This is a genomic window from Tropicibacter alexandrii, from assembly GCF_003667315.2.
Lineage (GTDB): Bacteria > Pseudomonadota > Alphaproteobacteria > Rhodobacterales > Rhodobacteraceae > Tropicibacter > Tropicibacter alexandrii.
The window spans coordinates 34197-51104 of sequence record NZ_RCTZ02000003.1; the positions used below are offsets into that span (position 1 = coordinate 34197).

Genomic DNA, 16908 nt, shown 5'->3' on the forward strand with positions numbered 1-16908 from the left:
ATGACAACCGCATTGATCACACATGCCGACGGGTTGGAGCACCGCACGCCCGAGGGCCACCCGGAACGGGTCGCGCGTCTGGAACATGTCTTGCATGCGCTGGCCGGGCTGGATTTGAAGCGCGAAAGCGCGCCCGAAGCCGGGGATGACCTGCTGCGGCTTTGCCATCCGCAGCGCTATATCGACCGGATCGTCGCGGCAGAACCCGCCGAGGGCATCCATCAGCTGGACGCCGATACGTGGATGTCACCGGGCTCGGTCCGGGCGGCAAGGCGCGCGGCGGGCGGGGCGGCGTTGGCCGTCGATCTGGTGCTGGATGGCGCGGTCGGCAATGCCTTTTGCGCGACGCGCCCGCCGGGCCACCATGCCGAGCGCGAGACCCCGATGGGCTTTTGCCTGTTCGGCACGGCGGCTTTGGCGGCGAAACACGCGCTGGAGCGTGGGCTGGACCGTGTGGCCGTCGTCGATTTCGACGTGCATCATGGCAATGGCACGCAGGACCTGCTGTGGGACGAGGCGCGCGCGCTGTTCATAGGCAGCCACCAGATGCCGCTCTGGCCCGGAACGGGCAGCGCGGAGGAGCGCGGCGCCCATGACAACGTGGTCAACATGCCCTTGCCGCCCGACTCGGGCGGGGCCGAGATGCGCGCGGCGTGGAGCGCGGCGTTCGACCGGCTGCGGGCCTTCAGGCCAGAGCTGATCGTGATCTCGGCCGGGTTCGACGCCCATGCGGATGACCCTCTGGCGCAGCTGAACTGGCAGGTTGAGGATTTCGTCTGGGTGACGCGCGGGCTGTGCGATGTCGCGGCGGATATCTGCGGGGGCAAGGTGGTCTCGACTTTGGAGGGCGGCTATGATTTGTCCGCGCTCAGCGCCAGCGCAAAGGCGCATGTCGAGACATTGATGGAGGCCAGCGCATGAGCGAGACACCGGTTGACGAGATGAGCTTTGAACAGGCCATGGCCGAGCTGGAACGCGTCGTCGGCGCGCTGGAGCGCGGCGATGTGGCGCTGGAGGAGTCGATCAAGCTGTACGAACGCGGGGCCGAGTTGCGCAAGCGTTGCGAGGCCAAGCTGAAAGAGGCCGAGGAAAAGGTTCACGCGATCACGCTGGACGCCGAGGGCAACCCGACGGGCACGAAGCCGGTCGAGGGGCTCTGATGCAGTTTCCCGACGGGCTGGCGGCTGCCGCGCGGGCCGTCGAGGCGCATTTTCAACGTATACTTGATGCATACAATCCGCTGCCGGTCGTCGAGGCCATGGGCTATGCCGCCTCGGGTGGCAAGCGGCTGCGGGCTTATCTCGTGCTCGAAAGCGCGCGTATACATGATGTCGACCCTGTGCATGCAATATGGCCAGCCACGGCGATCGAGGCCATTCACGCCTATTCGCTGGTCCATGACGACTTGCCATGCATGGATGATGACGACCTGCGCCGGGGTCTGCCCACCCTCCACCGGAAATGGGACGAGGCGACAGCCGTTCTGGCAGGTGATGCCCTGCAAACGCTGGGCTTCGAACTGTGCCTTGACCCCTCGGGACATCCGCAGGCAGGCGTGCGCGCCGATCTTGCGCTGAGCCTTGCCCGCGCCGCTGGCGCGCGCGGGATGGTGCTGGGGCAGGCGCTGGACATGGCTGCCGAAGCCGCCGACGGCCCGCTGACGCTCGACCAGATCACCGCGTTGCAGGCGGGCAAGACGGGTGCGCTGATCACGTGGTCCGCGCAGGCGGGCGCGCGGCTGGCGCAGGCGGATATCGCGCCCCTGACGGCCTATGCCGATGCGGTGGGGCTGGCCTTTCAGATCTGGGACGATGTGCTGGATGTCGAGGGGGATGCCGCCACCGTCGGCAAGGCCGTGGGCAAGGATGCGGGCCGCGGCAAGGCGACTTTTGTCAGCCTGCTGGGCCTCGAAGAGGCAAAACGACGCGCTGCACATCTCGTGCACGAAGCCTGCACAGCCCTAGATGTATACGGTGACAAGGCTGATGGCTTGCGGGACTGCGCCCGTTTCGTTATCTCGCGCGACAGCTAATTTCGAAAGGACCGACATGTCCGACAGGCCCGCAACGCCGCTTTTGGACCGGGTGAACAGCCCGGCCGACCTGAAGCATTTCTCCGATGCCGAGCTTCTGCGTCTGGCGGATGAATTGCGCGCAGAGACGATATCAGCCGTGTCCGAGACCGGCGGGCATCTGGGCGCCGGGCTGGGGGTGGTTGAACTTACCGTGGCCTTGCACAGCGTCTTTGACACCCCGCGTGACAAGATCATCTGGGACGTCAGCCACCAGTGCTATCCGCACAAAATCCTAACCGGGCGGCGCGACCGCATGCGGACCCTGCGCCAGAAGGACGGTCTGTCGGGCTTCACGAAGCGGTCCGAGTCGCCCTATGACCCGTTCGGCGCGGCGCATTCCAGCACCTCGATCAGCGCGGCGCTGGGCTTTGCCGTGGCGCGCGATCTGGGCGGCAATTGCGACACCGGCCATGGCGATGCGATCGCGGTGATCGGTGATGGCGCGATGAGCGCGGGCATGGCCTTCGAGGCCTTGAACAATGCGGGCCATCTGAAAAAGCGCCTGATCGTCATCCTGAACGACAACGAGATGAGCATCGCGCCGCCCACCGGCGCGCTGTCCTCCTACCTGTCGCGGCTTTATGCCGAGGCGCCCTTTCAGGATTTCAAGGCTGCCGCCAAGGGCGCGGTGTCGATGCTGCCCGAACCCTTCCGCGAGGGCGCCAAGCGCGCGAAGGAGATGCTCAAGGGCATGACCGTGGGCGGCACCTTGTTCGAGGAGTTGGGCTTCAGCTATCTCGGTCCCATCGACGGGCATGATCTGGGACAATTGCTGCCGATCCTGCGCACCGTGCGCCAGCGCGCGACCGGGCCGATCCTGATCCACGCCCTGACGAAAAAGGGCAAGGGCTACAGCCATGCCGAACACGCCCCCGACAAGGGCCACGCGCGGGCAAAGTTCGACGTGGTCACCGGCAAGCAGAAGAAGGCGCCGTCGAACGCGCCGTCCTATACCCGGGTCTTTGCCGATGCGCTGATGGCGGAGGCCGCCGACGATCCCATGGTCTGCGCGGTGACGGCGGCGATGCCCGACGGCACGGGGCTGGACCTCTTTGCCGAACGGTATCCCTCGCGCTGTTTCGACGTGGGCATTGCCGAGCAGCATGGCGTGACCTTCTGCGCCGGTCTGGCCGCGGGCGGGCTGAAACCGTTTTGCGCAATGTATTCGACCTTCCTGCAACGCGGCTATGATCAGGTCGTGCATGATGTGGCGATCCAGCGCCTGCCGGTGCGCTTTGCCATCGACCGCGCGGGCTTGGTCGGGGCCGATGGCGCGACCCATGCCGGGTCGTTCGACGTGGCCTATCTGGCGAACCTGCCCGGGTTCGTGGTGATGGCAGCCGCCGATGAGGCGGAACTGAAACACATGGTGGCGACGGCTGTCGCGCATGACGCGGGGCCGATTGCCTTCCGCTACCCGCGCGGCGAGGGCGAGGGCGTCGAGATGCCCGCCCGCGGCATCCCGCTGGAGATCGGCAAGGGCCGGATGATCCAAGAGGGCAGCCGCGTCGCGATCCTCTCCTTCGGCACCCGTCTGGGCGAGGTGATGAAGGCGTCCGAGGCGCTTGGCGCGCGTGGCATCACGCCGACTGTGGCGGATGCGCGCTTTGCCAAGCCGCTGGACCGGGACTTGATCCTGAAGCTGGCCGCCGGTCACGATGCGCTGATCACTGTCGAAGAAGGGGCCGTCGGGGGCTTTGGCTCGCATGTGGCGCAGTTGCTGGCCGAGGAAGGCGTGTTTGACCACGGGTTGAAGTATCGGTCGATGGTGCTACCGGATATCTTCATCGACCAGTCTTCGCCCAAGGACATGTACGACACGGCGGCGATGAATGCCGAGCATATCGAGGCCAAAGTGCTTGATGTGCTGGGTGTGGGTGTTCTGGACAAGCGCGCCTGAGGTAGGATGGGTGATCACCCATCCTACTTTAGATCAGCCCCGACCAAATCGTCAGCAGGATCAGGTAGATCGCCGCGCCTTGCAGATAGCCGGCCAGCAGGTACGCCCCGTCGCGGGTCATCAGCCCGAACATCATCATCGACACGGCCCCCGCGCCGAATGACGTGACAAACGGCAAGAGCTCCAGCACGGGCCAACCGATCGCCAGTACGATCACGCTCAAATAGGTCAGCGGTTGCGCGGCTTTGGAACTGAGCGGCCGCCATCTCGGGCGCGAAAACCGATCCATCCAGGAGGATGGCCTTGCCAGCCAATCAAGCGCCTTGCTCATCCGCCGACTCGACACCGAGCGGCGCATCAGAAAGCCCGGAAGCCACAGGTGTTTGCGCCCGAACAGCGCCTGCGCCGCGATCAGGGTGATCAGCAGCCCACCCAAGGTGGGCACGCTGGGGATGCCGGATAGCGGCGACACCAGCAACACGGCCGGGACAAGGATCACCGCCGGAAAGGAGCGCCCGCCGACCCGTTCGACCATGTCGTGGACGGACATCTGGTCCTGACTCTCATGCGGGCGCAGGGCGTCGAGCAGTTCGGTCAACGAACCGGGCGAGGGCCTGTCCTCAGGCTCGGTCGTCATCTGCGGCTTGCTCCTGCGCCAGCAGCGCGGCAAGGCCGCTGCGGTAATCCGGGTAGGTCAGGGTCAGGCCCAGTTCACGCTTGATCCGCGCATTCGAGACGCGCTTGCTTTCGGCGTAGAAGCTGCGGGCCATCGGCGTGAAATCGGCCTCCTCAAAGGGGATCGCGGGCGGTACGGGCAGGCCCAGCAACCGGGCGCCATATGCGATCACGTCTTGCGGCGGCGCGGGGTCGTCGTCGCACAGGTTGTAGATCGCACCGGGGCGGGGGGCCTTGATCGAGGCCTCCAACGCCTGCGCGATGTCCTCCACATGGATGCGCGAAAACACTTGGCCGCCCTTGATGATGCGCCGCGCCGTCCCGTTGCGAAGCTTGGAAAAGGGGCCGCGGCCGGGGCCGTAGATCCCGGCAAGGCGAAAGATGTGCAGCGGCAGATCGGTGATCGCCTGCCACTGGGCCTCGGCCTCGGCGCGGGCCTTGCCGCGCTTCGTCGACGGGGCGAGGGGGGTGGTCTCATCGACCCAGCCGCCTTGGTGGTCGCCGTAAACGCCGGTGGTCGAGAGGTAGCCCGCCCATGTCAGCTCCGGCGCACGGGCGGAGATGGCATCGCCCACCAGCGCCAGCGAGGGGTCGCCGTCCTGCGGACCGGCCGAGACCAGCACATGGCTGGCATCCGCGAGGGCCTCGGTCACGGCCTCGGGCTGCCATAGCACCGGCGTGACCCCTTGCGCGCGCAGCGATTCGGCCTTCGCCGGATCGCGTGTGGTGCCCAGAACGGTCCAGCCTTGCGGCAACAGGCGGCGGGCCAGCGCCTGCGCGCAATAGCCATGTCCCAGAGATAACAGCGTGTTTTCCATGCGCTATAGGTGGCGCTGCGCCTCGTGAAAGGCAAGCGTTACAAAAAGTTCTTTTCTGTATGCCTTTCGTAACATATACTGCCGGTGCAGGTTCACGGAGGAGAAGACGCATGTATTCCCAAGGACTGATCGGCGCGGACAGCCGGACCGAGGAAACGCCAGAGTTTCTGGAGCGTTTTCAGGCGCGTATCGATGCCGAGGAAAAGATCGAGCCGAATGACGCGATGCCAGAAGGCTATCGCCGCACGCTGGTGCGCCAGATCGGTCAGCACGCCCATTCCGAGATCGTCGGTATGCTGCCCGAGGGCAACTGGATCACCCGCGCGCCGTCCCTGCGCCGCAAGGCCGCGCTGCTGGCCAAGGTGCAGGACGAGGGCGGGCACGGGCTTTACCTCTATTCCGCCGCCGAGACGCTGGGTGTCTCGCGCGAGCAGATGACCGAGGAATTGCTGTCGGGCAAGGCCAAGTATTCCTCGATCTTCAACTATCCCACGCTGTCCTGGGCCGATATCGGCATCATCGGCTGGCTTGTCGATGGCGCGGCGATCATGAACCAGATCCCGCTGTGCCGCTGTTCCTTTGGGCCGTATGCCCGCGCGATGATCCGGGTTTGCAAGGAGGAGTCGTTCCACCAGCGGCAGGGCTATGAGATCGTCATGACCTTGGCGCGCGGGACAGACGCGCAGCGCGAGATGGTTCAGGATGCCCTGAACCGCTGGTGGTGGCCGTCGATCATGATGTTCGGACCGCATGACAGCGACAGCCAGCATTCGGATCAGAACATGGCGTGGAAGATCAAGCGCTTCTCCAATGACGAGCTGCGGCAGAAATTCATCGACGCGACCGTGCCGCAGGCGGAGTATCTAGGCCTGACGATCCCCGACCCGGACCTGACATGGAACGAGGAGAAGGGTGGCTATGACCACGGGCCGATCGACTGGGACGAGTTCTGGCGCGTGGTGAAAGGCCATGGCCCGATGGCGCGCGACCGGATCAAGGCGCGGCGTAAGGCTTGGGACGACGGCGCTTGGGTGCGCGAGGCGGCCTTGGCCCATGCGGAGAAGCGTCGGGCGCGCAAGCAGACGATGGCCGCGGAATAGGGTTTCGCCCCGGGCTGCGCCCGGGCCGACCCGCGCGGGCTGCGCCCGCGTTGCGCGCCTGCGGCGCGATGGGGGCTCTGCCCCCCAAACCCCCGCGGTATTTCGGGCCAGAAGAAGCAGGGCCCTTTCGAGACTTTTGGAGGAATGAACATGGCCGAGACGCCGCTTTGGGAAGTTTTCATTCGGCCCCGCAACGGGTTGTCGCACAAGCATGTGGGCTCGATCCACGCCGCCGACGAGGTGCTGGCCGTGCAGGCGGCGCGCGATGTCTATACGCGGCGGGGTGAGGGGACCTCGATCTGGGTGGTCCGGTCGGCGGATATCGTGGCGTCGGACCCGGATCAGGCGGCGGAGAATTTCGAGCCGACGGCGGGAAAGGTGTATCGCCACCCGACCTTCTACGAGATTCCCGAGGAAGTGGGGCATATGTGATGGCCCTTTTCGACGCAATTCTGGAACTGGCGGACGATCATCTGGTCTTGGGGCACCGGCTGTCGGAATGGTGCGGCCATGCGCCGATGCTGGAGGAAGACCTCGCCATGCCGAACATGGCGCTGGACCTGATCGGCACGGCACGGACGCTGTATGACCATGCGGGCAAGCTGGAAGGGGCCGGGCGCGACGAGGATGCGCTGGCCTATACGCGCGGCGAGCGGGAGTATCGCAACCTGCTGCTGGTCGAACGCCCCAATGAGGATTTCGCCCACACCATGCTGCGGCAACTGTATTTTGCCGCCTTCATGGAGCCCTATTGGCAGGCCTGTCTGGACCACGAGGATGAGGTGGTGCGCGGCGTCGCGGGCAAGGCGATCAAGGAGATGGCCTATCACATCCGCCATGCGGGCGAATGGGTGATCCGGCTGGGTGACGGCACCGAGGAGAGCGCGCGGCGGATGCGCGAAGCGGTCGATGCGCTGCACCTGTATACCGGCGAGTTGTTTGAGGAGGGTGCCGCCGAGGGGGTCTTGCCCGCGCGGGCGGCGATGCGGCCTGTTTGGGAGGACACCGTGGGGCGCATCTTTGCCGAGGCCGGGTTGGACATGCCCGAGGGCGCGATTGCGCTGTCCGGCGGGCGGCGCGGTGAGCATGGTGAGGGGCTGGGCCACTTGCTGGCCGAGATGCAGTCGCTGCACCGGGCGCATATCGGCGCGACATGGTAGTCTTGGACGATACCCGCGCCTGGGAGGCGGCGGCCTCGGTCCCCGACCCGGAGGTGCCCTGCGTCAGCGTGGCCGAACTGGGCATCCTGCGCTGGGTCCGGATGGAGGGTGGCGTGGCCGTGGCCGGTGTGACGCCGACCTATTCGGGCTGCCCGGCGACCTTGGCGATCGAGTTGGCGATCGAGACGGCGCTGCTGGAGGCGGGCTTCGAGGCGCGGATCGAGCGGGTCTTGTCGCCCGCATGGACGACCGACTGGATCACCGACGCGGGGCGCGAGAAGCTGCGCGCCTACGGGATCGCCCCGCCGGTCGCGGGCGCGGGCAAGGCGGCCCTGTTCGACAGTCCGACCGTCTGCTGCCCGCGTTGCGGCAGCGAAAACACCATGAAGATCAGCGAGTTCGGCTCGACCGCGTGCAAGGCGCACTACCAGTGCAAGGCCTGCGCGGAGCCGTTCGACTATTTCAAATGCATCTGAGGAGGGGCGCATGTTCCACCAGTTGACCATTTCCGAAGTCCGGCCCGAAGGCGATGGCGCCGTGGCCGTGTCCTTTGACGTGCCGGAGACCGCGCGCGAGGCGTTTGCCTTTGCGCCGGGGCAGTACCTGACCTTGCGGGCCGATGTGGATGGCGCGGATCTGCGCCGGTCCTATTCCATCGCGACCGCGCCGGGGCGCGGCCTGACCGTAGGCATCAAGCGCGTCGAAGGCGGGGTGTTTTCGACCTTTGCGCAGTCGCTGAAGGTCGGGGACGCGATTCAGGTCATGCCGCCCGAGGGGCGCTTTACCTGCAAGGGCGAGGGCCGCGTGGTGCTGGTCGCCGCCGGGTCCGGCGTGACGCCGATGGTGGCGATTGCCGCCGAGCGGCTGGCGGCGGGGGCCGAGGTGACGCTGGTCTATGGCAACCGCAATTCCGGCTCTATCATGTTCCGCGAGGCGTTGGAGCAGTTGAAGGACCGGTATCTGGAGCGCTTCACCCTGATCCATGTGCTGTCGCGAGAGCCGCAGGATGTGGACCTGCTGAACGGGCGGGTCTCGGGCGCGAAGCTGCTGGAATTGGCCAAGGCCGGTGCGATCGATCTGGCCGGGGCCGAGGGGGTCTTTCTGTGTGGTCCGGGCGAGATGATCGAGGATGTGGCGCAGGCGTTGGAGGGGCTCGTTCCGCCCGAGCGCGTGCATTTCGAGCGCTTCTATACCGAGGATGGCCCGCGTCCGGCGCGCTCGGCTGCGGCGGAGAAAGCCGCCGAGGCCGGGGTGCAGGTCGAGGTCGTTCTGGACGGCGCACGGCGCAGCTTTGCCTTCGAGGCGCAGGATGACAACGTCGTCGATGCGGCGGCGCGGGCCGGGCTGGAACTGCCCTATAGCTGCAAGGGCGGCATGTGCTGCACCTGCCGCTGCAAGGTGGCCGGGGGCGCGGCAGAGATGGCGGTGAATTACTCGCTGGAGCCGTGGGAACTGGAGGCGGGTTTCATCCTTGCGTGTCAGGCGCGCCCGGTGTCGGACAGCCTTGTGCTGGATTTCGACGAAAGCTGACCACTGGGCGGGGTTTTGCCGAGCGATGCTGGCGGGACTCCCCTTTGGCGGGGCGATGGGGCATTGGAACGGCAGTTTGCCGGAGATGGCCCCATGTTGACACGTCGTTCGATGATCCTGTCCTGCCTTGCGGTGGCGGCCTGTACGGCCCAGCCGGAGCCGGAACCGGTGCGGATCGATCCGCCGCTTTACCCGAACGAGACGCCGGAATTGCGGGCGATCCTGAACAAGTGGGCGGATCACTATGAATTGCCGCGCCGATTGGTACACCGTCTGGCCATTCGCGAAAGCACGCATCGCCCTTGGGCGCGGAATGGGCCCTATTGGGGCTTGTTCCAGATCCTGCCTGCCACGGCGCGGACGATGGGCTTTTCCGGTCGGAACGAGGATCTTCTGGATGCGGATACCAACGCGAAATACGCGCTCAAGTATCTGCGCGGGGCCTATTTGGTCGCCAAGGGGAACGAGGACGCGGCGATCATGTGGTATGCCAAGGGCTATTACTACGAGGCCAAGCGGCAAGGTCTGCTGGTCGAGACCGGGCTGCGTCCGGGGTGAGATCGGGTAGGATGGGTTTAACCCATCCTACTTTGAATTGCACCCCTCGGCGCGGGTGCTACTGTTGATCCATGACGGATTTGGACAGCGCCTACGGGCTTGAAACCCCCGACGACAATCTCAGGCTCTATCGCGATTGGGCGCAGAGCTATGATCAGGATTTTGCCGAAGGTATGGACTATGTCCTGCCCTTGCGTGTGGCCGAGGCGTTTCGCGCGGCGGGTGGTCACGGGCCGGTGCTGGACCTCGGGGCAGGCACGGGGCTGTGCGGCGTCGCGCTGAAGGCGCTGGGCTTCGACGCGGTCGATGCCTGCGACCTGTCGCAGGAGATGCTGGACGTGGCCGCGGAAAAGGGCGCCTATCGGCGCCTGTTCACTGGCAACATGCTTGAAACCCTGCCTGTCGAGGACGCCACCTATGGCGGCATCGTCAGTTCCGGGACCTTCACGCATGGACATGTGGGGCCGGAGGCGCTGGGCGAGGTGCTGCGCGTCGTGGCCCCGGGCGCGGTCATCGCCCTGTCGATCAATGCGGAACATTGGGTGGCGCAGGGCTATGATTCGGCATTTGACGCGCTGGGCGCGCAGATCACGGACCTGACGGTGCGAGAGCAGCGCATCTACGGCGACGCAGCGACCGGCCCGCATGCCGGGGACCTGAGCCGCGTCACCACGTTCCGCAAGGGCGCCTGATCCCGCCCGGCATCAGGTCGCGTAATTCGAGCCCTCTTCGTCAAGGATCGCCTGAAGTTCCGCGAGGTGGCGGATGTCCTGTTCGGGATAGGTCTCGATTTCATGCGCGGTCTTTTCGGCCACATCATCGGGCAGCACGTCCAGCGGCTGGCCGGTTTGCAGCGCCATGATGTAATTCTGCGCCGCGCGTTCGAAATAGAACATCCGGTTGAAGGTCTCGGCCACGGTGTCGCCGATCACCATGACGCCGTGATTGCCCATGATCAGGGTCTTGACCTTGGGGTCCTGGAGCAATTCGGCGCAGCGCGCGCCTTCTTCCTCGAAGGCCAGCCCGCCGTAATTGTCGTCGATCGCCACGCGGTTGAAGAACATCGCGGCGTTCTGGTCGATCGGGGGCAGGCGCTTGTCCTTGAGGCTGGCCAGCACCGTGGCATAGGGCGAATGCACATGCATGGCACAGCGCGCATGGGCGCAGGCCCGGTGCAGCCCGCCATGCAGCCCCCATGCGGTCGGGTCGGGCGCGCCGGGGCGGTTCAGCGTCTCGGGGTCGTTGGCATCCACCACGATCAGGTCCGACGCCTTGATCCGGGAAAAATGCATCTGGTTGGGGTTCATCAGGAACTTCGTCCCGTCGTCATTGATCGCCAGCGAAAAATGGTTGGCGACGGCTTCGTGCATGTTCAGGCGAACGGTCCAGCGAAACGCCGCGGCGAGGTCGACGCGTTCCTGCCAGAAATCGAGGTTGGCACGGGTTTGAGGTGCGGTCATTGTGGCCTCCTTTTCGTTGCGGCCATTGGGACGGCTGCGGGCCTGACTGTCAAGCGACGCGAGGGACGTCTTGAACCGGTTACAGAAGGCTGGCAGGCTGGCGCAATAACAAGAAAAGAAAGGGTATGTTCATGCAGGATCAGGCAGGTCAGTTGGAAGTCGTCTCGCCGCGGGTGCCGGGGGCGGAGTTGTACGATGACCCGAAGGCCGCCGTGGCGCGGCTGTGCGAGCTCTACGATGCAGCGGCGGAGTTCCTGCGCGATACCTTTCTGGCGGCCATGGAGAGCGGCCATCCCGGCGTGCGCTACCGCGCTTATTACCCGGAAATCCGGCTGGCGACGACCAGCTATTCCAAGACCGACAGCCGGTTGAGCTTTGGCCATGTGACCGCGCCGGGGATCTATGCGACGACGGTGACGCGGCCGAAGATGTTCCGTTCCTACCTCGAACAGCAGCTTGGGCTGTTGCTGCACAACCATCAGGTCAAGGTGCAGATCGGGCTTTCGGATACGCCGATGCCGGTGCATTTCGCCGTGGCGAATTACCCGCATATCACCGTCCCGCAAGAGGGCGCGGGCAGCTTTACCCTGCGCGATGTGTTTGACGTGCCGGATCTGGACAGCACCAATGACGACATCGTCAATGGCGTGGCCGAGGCCGGGCCTTTGGGCGAACGCCCGCTGGCGCCCTTCACCGCGCAGCGCGTGGATTACAGCCTTGCCCGTCTGGCGCATTATACGGCGACCGATCCGGAGCATTTCCAGAACCACGTCCTGTTCACCAACTACCAGTTCTATGTCTCGGAATTCGAGGCCTATGCCCGCGCGCAACTGGCCGATCCCGAGAGCGGCTATACCGGCTTCGTCAGCACCGGGAATGTCGAGATCACCGATGCGACGACGCCCATCCCGCATCCCGAGCGCATGCCGCAGATGCCGACCTACCACCTCAAGCGCGAGGGCGGGGGCGGCATCACGCTGGTCAATATCGGCGTGGGGCCGTCCAACGCCAAGACCGCGACCGACCATATCGCCGTGTTGCGCCCGCATGCCTGGCTGATGGTCGGGCATTGCGCGGGCCTGCGCAATTCCCAGTCTCTGGGGGATTTCGTGCTGGCCCATGCCTATCTGCGCGAGGACAAGGTGCTGGATGACGACCTGCCGGTCTGGGTGCCGATCCCGGCGCTGGCGGAAATCCAGATCGCGCTGGAAGAGGCGGTGGCGCTGGAAACCCAGCTCAAGGGCTATGACCTGAAACGGGTGATGCGGACGGGCACGGTGGCCAGCGTCGACAATCGCAACTGGGAACTGCGCGAGATGACCGGCCCGGTGCAGCGCCTGTCGCAGTCGCGGGCCATCGCGCTGGACATGGAATCGGCGACGATCGCGGCGAACGGGTTTCGCTTTCGGGTGCCATACGGAACGCTCTTGTGCGTCAGCGACAAGCCGCTGCATGGCGAACTGAAATTGCCCGGGATGGCCTCGGATTTCTACAAGACGCAGGTCGCCCGGCACCTGATGATCGGGATTCGCGCCATGGAGGCCTTGCGGGAGATGCCGCTGGAGCGTATCCACAGCCGGAAGTTGCGCAGTTTCGAGGAAACCGCGTTCCTGTGACGTCGCGAAACCGGCCTGAATGGGCCACAAAATGCCTGTTTCGTTGGGGTTTCGGCCCACGAATTATTGTGTTCCCTGTCTAGATGCTGTTTTATCCGCGCTCAGGGGCCCAACAGACCGGGCAGTGAAGGCGCGCCACGAAATTAGATGTGTGGCGCTCGCAAAGGAGACCATGAAATGGCGAATAAACCGATGACGAAGACTCAGCTGGTCGCAGCGCTGGCCGAAAAGATGGACGCGGACAAGAAGACCGCGAATGCGGCTCTGGACGGGCTGATCGAGATCATCACCTCCGAAGTGTCGGGTGGTGGTGCCGTGACCCTGCCGGGCGTCGGCAAGATCTACTGCAAAGAGCGCCCCGAGCGCATGGTGCGCAACCCCGCCACCGGCGAGCAGTTCAAGAAGGAAGCCGACAAGCAGGTCAAGATGACCATCGCCAAGGCGCTGAAGGACAGCGTGAACGGCTGATCCCTTCGATGGATTTGACTGAAAGGGTCGCGTTTCGCGGCCCTTTTTGTTTCTTGGGATGGGGCGGACGCTGTTCTCGGCTACGCCTCGAAGACGCCCCGCCCACCATCCCTTGGGCTGTTGCGCCCGGATTACAGCAGAAAGTCGTCCGCTGTCGGGGTGATCGATCCATCCAGTAGCAATTCGCCATCTGCCGTGCCATCGCCGTCCTGGTCGATCTGCACCAAGGTCCAGGCGCCAACCGTGCTGGCCCGGACTTCGGCTGCCGTTCCGGAGAACGCGGCCGACCCGATGAAGTCATAGTGCCCCTGATTGCCGACCGTGCCCCCCCTGGGTGCCTGTAGGTCGAGCGAGATCAGGTCCGTGCCCTGTTCAAAATCGCGGATGACCGATCGGTCGCTGCCGGTCTCAAGCGATTGCCAGACGAACACGTCCCGTTCGCCATCGCCGAGACCGTCCACATCGGCACCGAAGATCACGTCGCGACCAGCCCCGAATTCTATGATGTCGCGACCGGCGCCGCCGATCAGGGTATCGGCGTCTGCAAAGCTGGAGATCGTGTCATTCCCGGCCCCGCCCAGGACGCGCAGGTCGCCGTCGCCTTCGGCCCGGATGAGGTCGTCGCCTGCCCCGGCCAGAAAGGTGACGCGGTCGCCCGATGCAATCTGTGCCGATAGAGTGTCGTCTCCGCCAAGCGCGATCACCGTGTCCGATCCACCGGATAGTTCGAAGCTGTTATCCTGCCCCGAGCCGATGAAGACGTCGTCAAAGCGGCTGTCGCGGATGTTCTCGAAACCACTTGCTACGAGTGTTCCGGATCCCAAGGCTTGCGGACCTGCGTCGACCAAGGAAATGGACACGCCAGATTGCGCGCGGACGAAATCGAGCGTGTCGCTGCCCGCACCGCCTTGGACTGTATCGTGTCCGCCGACGGCGGTATACCGGTCGTCGCCGTCGCCCATGTCTATCAGGCTCATCGACCGGGTGGTGCCGTGAAACTGGTCGTCGCCGCCGCCGAAATCGATGGTGTTCTGTCCGGCAGCCTGCTCGACGAAGGTCCTGCCGTCGCCGAATGCAAGCGTGGTATTGCCCGGATTGTCAACGACACGGGTAATGCCATCTCCGGTCAAGGTGAACTCGGCTACGTCGCTGCCCAAGATGAACGTGTCGACCCTGAAGAGGTCTCCGGGGGCCAGATTACCGTCGACGGTCAATTGGTCGGTAAAAACGTAATAGCTTTCATTCGTCAGGTCGGACGAATCGGTGATGACCACGTCGCCGGGTAGGGCAGAGTCGAGTGCGGCTTGCAAGTTATTGAAATCTTGGGGAATGTTAAAAGTCGGCATAGCGGTTCAACCTTTCTCTTAATCCAATGAGAAAAGGCTGGCATGAACCACCCCGTCGATTGAAGGGTGTGGCTGAAGATCACCCAGTTTTGCCTAAAAATCGATCAAGCGACTAATTTGCTTGCCGGTTCCGGTGAAATTGCCATCCGCAAGCCAGCGTTCGAAGCGGGACTTCAAGTCAGGCCATTCGCTATCGAGGATGGAATACCATGCCGTGTCACGGTTGCGACCCTTGTAGACCAGCGCCTGTCGGAACGTGCCTTCGTATTGGAAGCCCAGCCGTTCCGCAGCGCGGCGCGAGGGGGCGTTCAGGGCGTCGCATTTCCATTCGTACCGCCGGTAGCTCAGATCGTCGAACACATGGCGCATCAGCAGATATTGCGCCTCCGTTGCGGCGCGGGTGCCTTGCAGGGCGGGGGAATAGTGGATGAAGCCGACCTCGATGCTTGCCGCCTGCGGATTGATCCGCAGCAGCGACAGGAAGCCAAGTGGCTGACCCTTCACCATCAGCGTGTAGAACAGCGGGTCGCGGCTTTGTGCGTGGCGCGCGGTACGGGCCTGCGCATCGGCGAGGTCGCGATAGGGCGTTTCCTCGCCCAGATAGGTCCAGCCCGCCGGGTCGGTGAACGCACTGAAAAAGCCCGGGGCATGGTCCGGCGACAGCGGCACCAGCGTGACATGCGCTCCGGTCAGAACCCGGTGATCCGGGATCGGGCGGGGCAGGGGCAGATCGACGGGCAACCCGATGGGTTGCCCGTGCTCATTCAAACGGTGGCTCATCCAAAGACGCGGGTCAGGGCCCCGTCGACCGCCGAGATGATCTGATCGATGTCGTCCTTGGTGGCGATCAGCGCCGGGCTGAAGCACAGCGTGTTGTTGTAGCCGGGGACCGAGCGGTTGGTGACGCCGATGATGACGCCCTGCGCCATGCAGTCGGCGGTCACGGCCTGCGCGCGCTTTTCGTCCATCGGCTGACGGGTTTCCCGGTCGCTGACCAGTTCGGCCCCAAGGAACAGACCCTTGCCGCGCACCTGACCGATGACCGCGTGCTTGTCCTGCAGCGCGCCCAGTTGGTCGAGCATGTAGTCGCCCATGGCGGTGGTGTTGTCGAGCAGGCCCTCTTCTTCGATGATGGCCATGTTTTCCAGCGCGGCGGCGGGGCCAGCGGTGCAACCGCCAAAGGTGGAGATGTCGCGGAAATAGTTCAGCGGGTCCTCCGCATCGTCCTTGAACAGGTCAAAGACGCGCTCGTTCGTGACGCAGCAGGCAATCGCCGCATAGCCCGAGGCGACGCCCTTGGCCATCGTGACGAAATCCGGCTCGACGCCGTAATGCTGGTAGCCGAACCACGTGCCGGTACGACCGACGCCGCAGACGACCTCGTCGATATGCAGCAGGATGTCGTATTTGCGGCAGATCTCCTGCACGCGCTGCCAGTAGCCCGCAGGCGGCACGATCACGCCGCCACCGGCGGTGACGGGTTCCAGACACAGCGCGCCCACGGTGTCGGGGCCTTCGCGCAGGATGACCCGTTCGATCTGGTCGGCGGCCCATTCGCCGTAGTTCTCGACCGGCGCGCCCTGATCGCCCGAGCGGTATTCAAGGCAATGCGGCACGGCGACGAAACCGGGGGCAAAGGGGCCATACTGCGCGTTGCGCTGCTCCTGCCCGCCCGCCGAGAGGCAGCCGATGGTGGTGCCGTGATAGTCGCGGTCGCGGAACAGGATCTTGTGCTTCTTGCCGCCATAGCGCTTATGCGCGATCTGGCGGACCATCTTGAAGGCCTTCTCGTTCGCCTCGGAGCCGGAATTCGTGTAGTAGACGCGGGACATGCCCGGCATCTTGGAAATCAGCTTTTCCGAGAACAGCGCACCGGGGACAGACCCGGCGGACCCTGCGAAATAGGGCAGGCGCACCAGTTGGTCATAGACCGCCTTGGCGATGCGCTCGCGGCCATAGCCCACGTTGACCGTCCAGACGCCGCCGGACACGGCATCGAGATGCTCCTTGCCCGCCTGATTCCAGACGCGCATACCCTTGCCTTCGATGATGATGTTCGGGTCCTTGGACTCGAACTGCTTGTGCTGGATCAGGTGGTGCCAGACATGAGCCTTATCGGCCTCGACCACGCGGGTCAGATCGTTTTGGCTATAGGTGCCGTCCATGGCTTTGCTCCTGCAATAGGTCGGATGCGATGATAGTA

At 64.7% G+C, this 16908-nt stretch carries 19 protein-coding genes; 13 read left to right on the forward strand and 6 right to left on the reverse strand.

The features are described from left to right. Genes D8Z78_RS04505 through dxs form a run of 4 tightly spaced genes read left to right on the forward strand, consistent with a single transcriptional unit; the run spans position 1 to position 3974 of the window. Entirely contained in the window at positions 1 to 921 is a 921-nt protein-coding gene (locus D8Z78_RS04505) for a histone deacetylase family protein (RefSeq protein WP_121631398.1), read from the forward strand. Further along, positions 918 to 1160, forward strand: coding sequence for an exodeoxyribonuclease VII small subunit (locus D8Z78_RS04510; protein ID WP_121631397.1), 243 nt, complete (start codon positions 918 to 920; stop codon positions 1158 to 1160). Before D8Z78_RS04505 ends, D8Z78_RS04510 begins: the two co-directional genes overlap by 4 nt. Then, positions 1160 to 2032: a polyprenyl synthetase family protein gene (locus D8Z78_RS04515; RefSeq protein WP_121631396.1), complete on the forward strand. Its 873-nt coding sequence runs from the start codon at positions 1160 to 1162 to the stop codon at positions 2030 to 2032. Before D8Z78_RS04510 ends, D8Z78_RS04515 begins: the two co-directional genes overlap by 1 nt. A 16-nt stretch (positions 2033 to 2048) precedes the next feature. After that, a complete protein-coding gene (gene dxs / locus D8Z78_RS04520) occupies positions 2049 to 3974 on the forward strand; it encodes a 1-deoxy-D-xylulose-5-phosphate synthase (RefSeq protein ID WP_121631395.1) in 1926 nt (641 codons plus the stop codon). A 28-nt stretch (positions 3975 to 4002) separates the two neighbouring features. On the opposite strand, the gene D8Z78_RS04525 is transcribed toward dxs, so the two are convergent. Together D8Z78_RS04525 and D8Z78_RS04530 are read right to left on the reverse strand one after the other, a co-directional pair. Beyond that, complete coding sequence (locus D8Z78_RS04525; RefSeq protein WP_121631394.1) at positions 4003 to 4611, reverse strand: exopolysaccharide biosynthesis protein; 609 nt, start codon at positions 4609 to 4611, stop codon at positions 4003 to 4005. Further along, complete coding sequence (locus tag D8Z78_RS04530; protein ID WP_121631393.1) at positions 4595 to 5467, reverse strand: SDR family oxidoreductase; 873 nt, start codon at positions 5465 to 5467, stop codon at positions 4595 to 4597. Before D8Z78_RS04530 ends, D8Z78_RS04525 begins: the two co-directional genes overlap by 17 nt. 110 nt (positions 5468 to 5577) lie before the next feature. On the opposite strand from D8Z78_RS04530, the gene paaA reads away from it, so the two are divergent. From paaA to D8Z78_RS04565, 7 genes are all read left to right on the forward strand, one after another. Beyond that, positions 5578 to 6567 (forward strand): 1,2-phenylacetyl-CoA epoxidase subunit PaaA, encoded by a 990-nt coding sequence (gene paaA, locus D8Z78_RS04535; RefSeq protein ID WP_121631392.1) that lies wholly within the window; start codon positions 5578 to 5580, stop codon positions 6565 to 6567. A 144-nt stretch (positions 6568 to 6711) separates the two neighbouring features. Further along, a complete protein-coding gene (paaB, locus tag D8Z78_RS04540; RefSeq protein WP_121631391.1) occupies positions 6712 to 6999 on the forward strand; it encodes a 1,2-phenylacetyl-CoA epoxidase subunit PaaB in 288 nt (95 codons plus the stop codon). Continuing rightward, positions 6999 to 7727, forward strand: a complete 729-nt coding sequence (gene paaC, locus D8Z78_RS04545) for a 1,2-phenylacetyl-CoA epoxidase subunit PaaC (RefSeq protein ID WP_121631390.1) — start codon at positions 6999 to 7001, stop codon at positions 7725 to 7727. Before paaB ends, paaC begins: the two co-directional genes overlap by 1 nt. Then, a complete protein-coding gene (gene paaD, locus D8Z78_RS04550) occupies positions 7721 to 8203 on the forward strand; it encodes a 1,2-phenylacetyl-CoA epoxidase subunit PaaD (protein ID WP_121631389.1) in 483 nt (160 codons plus the stop codon). Before paaC ends, paaD begins: the two co-directional genes overlap by 7 nt. 10 nt (positions 8204 to 8213) lie before the next feature. Then, the gene (locus D8Z78_RS04555) at positions 8214 to 9257 is read left to right on the forward strand and encodes a 2Fe-2S iron-sulfur cluster-binding protein (RefSeq protein ID WP_121631388.1); all 1044 of its coding nucleotides are present in this window, start codon (positions 8214 to 8216) and stop codon (positions 9255 to 9257) included. A gap of 93 nt (positions 9258 to 9350) precedes the next feature. Next, on the forward strand, positions 9351 to 9815 hold the full coding sequence (locus D8Z78_RS04560) for a transglycosylase SLT domain-containing protein (protein ID WP_206169633.1): 465 nt from the start codon (positions 9351 to 9353) through the stop codon (positions 9813 to 9815). Between the two features lie 71 nt (positions 9816 to 9886). Then, positions 9887 to 10507, forward strand: a complete 621-nt coding sequence (locus D8Z78_RS04565; RefSeq protein WP_121631387.1) for a class I SAM-dependent DNA methyltransferase — start codon at positions 9887 to 9889, stop codon at positions 10505 to 10507. Positions 10508 to 10519: 12 nt separating this feature from the next. Here D8Z78_RS04565 and D8Z78_RS04570 read toward each other — a convergent pair whose 3' ends face one another. Then, a complete protein-coding gene (locus D8Z78_RS04570; protein ID WP_121631386.1) occupies positions 10520 to 11275 on the reverse strand; it encodes a class II aldolase and adducin N-terminal domain-containing protein in 756 nt (251 codons plus the stop codon). Positions 11276 to 11406: 131 nt separating this feature from the next. Between D8Z78_RS04570 and D8Z78_RS04575 the strand changes: the two genes are divergently transcribed. Together D8Z78_RS04575 and D8Z78_RS04580 are read left to right on the forward strand one after the other, a co-directional pair. Continuing rightward, positions 11407 to 12891, forward strand: a complete 1485-nt coding sequence (locus D8Z78_RS04575) for an AMP nucleosidase (RefSeq protein WP_121631436.1) — start codon at positions 11407 to 11409, stop codon at positions 12889 to 12891. A 177-nt stretch (positions 12892 to 13068) separates the two neighbouring features. Then, positions 13069 to 13359, forward strand: a complete 291-nt coding sequence (locus tag D8Z78_RS04580) for an HU family DNA-binding protein (RefSeq protein WP_121631385.1) — start codon at positions 13069 to 13071, stop codon at positions 13357 to 13359. Positions 13360 to 13490: 131 nt separating this feature from the next. On the opposite strand, the gene D8Z78_RS04585 is transcribed toward D8Z78_RS04580, so the two are convergent. The 3 genes from D8Z78_RS04585 to D8Z78_RS04595 all read right to left on the reverse strand — a co-directional run bounded on the left by D8Z78_RS04585 (position 13491) and on the right by D8Z78_RS04595 (position 16870). Next, on the reverse strand, positions 13491 to 14669 hold the full coding sequence (locus D8Z78_RS04585; protein ID WP_121631384.1) for a calcium-binding protein: 1179 nt from the start codon (positions 14667 to 14669) through the stop codon (positions 13491 to 13493). Between the two features lie 129 nt (positions 14670 to 14798). After that, the gene (locus D8Z78_RS04590; protein WP_121631383.1) at positions 14799 to 15485 is read right to left on the reverse strand and encodes a GNAT family N-acetyltransferase; all 687 of its coding nucleotides are present in this window, start codon (positions 15483 to 15485) and stop codon (positions 14799 to 14801) included. Further along, positions 15482 to 16870 carry an aminotransferase family protein gene (locus D8Z78_RS04595; protein ID WP_121631382.1) on the reverse strand — a complete coding sequence of 463 codons (1389 nt, stop codon included), beginning with the start codon at positions 16868 to 16870 and terminating at the stop codon, positions 15482 to 15484. The genes D8Z78_RS04590 and D8Z78_RS04595 overlap by 4 nt, the downstream gene beginning before the upstream one ends. Positions 16871 to 16908 lie beyond the last annotated feature (38 nt).

Excerpts from the sequence above, each read along its gene's own strand:
- D8Z78_RS04575 (WP_121631436.1), top strand. The coding sequence starts at position 11,407 with ATGCAGGATCAGGCAGGTCAGTTGGAAGTCGTCTCGCCGCGGGTGCCG.
- D8Z78_RS04570 (WP_121631386.1), bottom strand. The coding sequence starts at position 11,275 with ATGACCGCACCTCAAACCCGTGCCAACCTCGATTTCTGGCAGGAACGC.
- D8Z78_RS04530 (WP_121631393.1), bottom strand. The coding sequence starts at position 5,467 with ATGGAAAACACGCTGTTATCTCTGGGACATGGCTATTGCGCGCAGGCG.
- D8Z78_RS04580 (WP_121631385.1), top strand. The coding sequence starts at position 13,069 with ATGGCGAATAAACCGATGACGAAGACTCAGCTGGTCGCAGCGCTGGCC.
- D8Z78_RS04510 (WP_121631397.1), top strand. The coding sequence starts at position 918 with ATGAGCGAGACACCGGTTGACGAGATGAGCTTTGAACAGGCCATGGCC.
- D8Z78_RS04565 (WP_121631387.1), top strand. The coding sequence starts at position 9,887 with ATGACGGATTTGGACAGCGCCTACGGGCTTGAAACCCCCGACGACAAT.
- D8Z78_RS04505 (WP_121631398.1), top strand. The coding sequence starts at position 1 with ATGACAACCGCATTGATCACACATGCCGACGGGTTGGAGCACCGCACG.
- paaB (WP_121631391.1), top strand. The coding sequence starts at position 6,712 with ATGAACATGGCCGAGACGCCGCTTTGGGAAGTTTTCATTCGGCCCCGC.
- paaA (WP_121631392.1), top strand. The coding sequence starts at position 5,578 with ATGTATTCCCAAGGACTGATCGGCGCGGACAGCCGGACCGAGGAAACG.
- D8Z78_RS04525 (WP_121631394.1), bottom strand. The coding sequence starts at position 4,611 with ATGACGACCGAGCCTGAGGACAGGCCCTCGCCCGGTTCGTTGACCGAA.
- D8Z78_RS04515 (WP_121631396.1), top strand. The coding sequence starts at position 1,160 with ATGCAGTTTCCCGACGGGCTGGCGGCTGCCGCGCGGGCCGTCGAGGCG.
- paaD (WP_121631389.1), top strand. The coding sequence starts at position 7,721 with ATGGTAGTCTTGGACGATACCCGCGCCTGGGAGGCGGCGGCCTCGGTC.
- D8Z78_RS04595 (WP_121631382.1), bottom strand. The coding sequence starts at position 16,870 with ATGGACGGCACCTATAGCCAAAACGATCTGACCCGCGTGGTCGAGGCC.
- D8Z78_RS04555 (WP_121631388.1), top strand. The coding sequence starts at position 8,214 with ATGTTCCACCAGTTGACCATTTCCGAAGTCCGGCCCGAAGGCGATGGC.
- D8Z78_RS04560 (WP_206169633.1), top strand. The coding sequence starts at position 9,351 with ATGTTGACACGTCGTTCGATGATCCTGTCCTGCCTTGCGGTGGCGGCC.
- paaC (WP_121631390.1), top strand. The coding sequence starts at position 6,999 with ATGGCCCTTTTCGACGCAATTCTGGAACTGGCGGACGATCATCTGGTC.
- dxs (WP_121631395.1), top strand. The coding sequence starts at position 2,049 with ATGTCCGACAGGCCCGCAACGCCGCTTTTGGACCGGGTGAACAGCCCG.
- D8Z78_RS04590 (WP_121631383.1), bottom strand. The coding sequence starts at position 15,485 with ATGAGCCACCGTTTGAATGAGCACGGGCAACCCATCGGGTTGCCCGTC.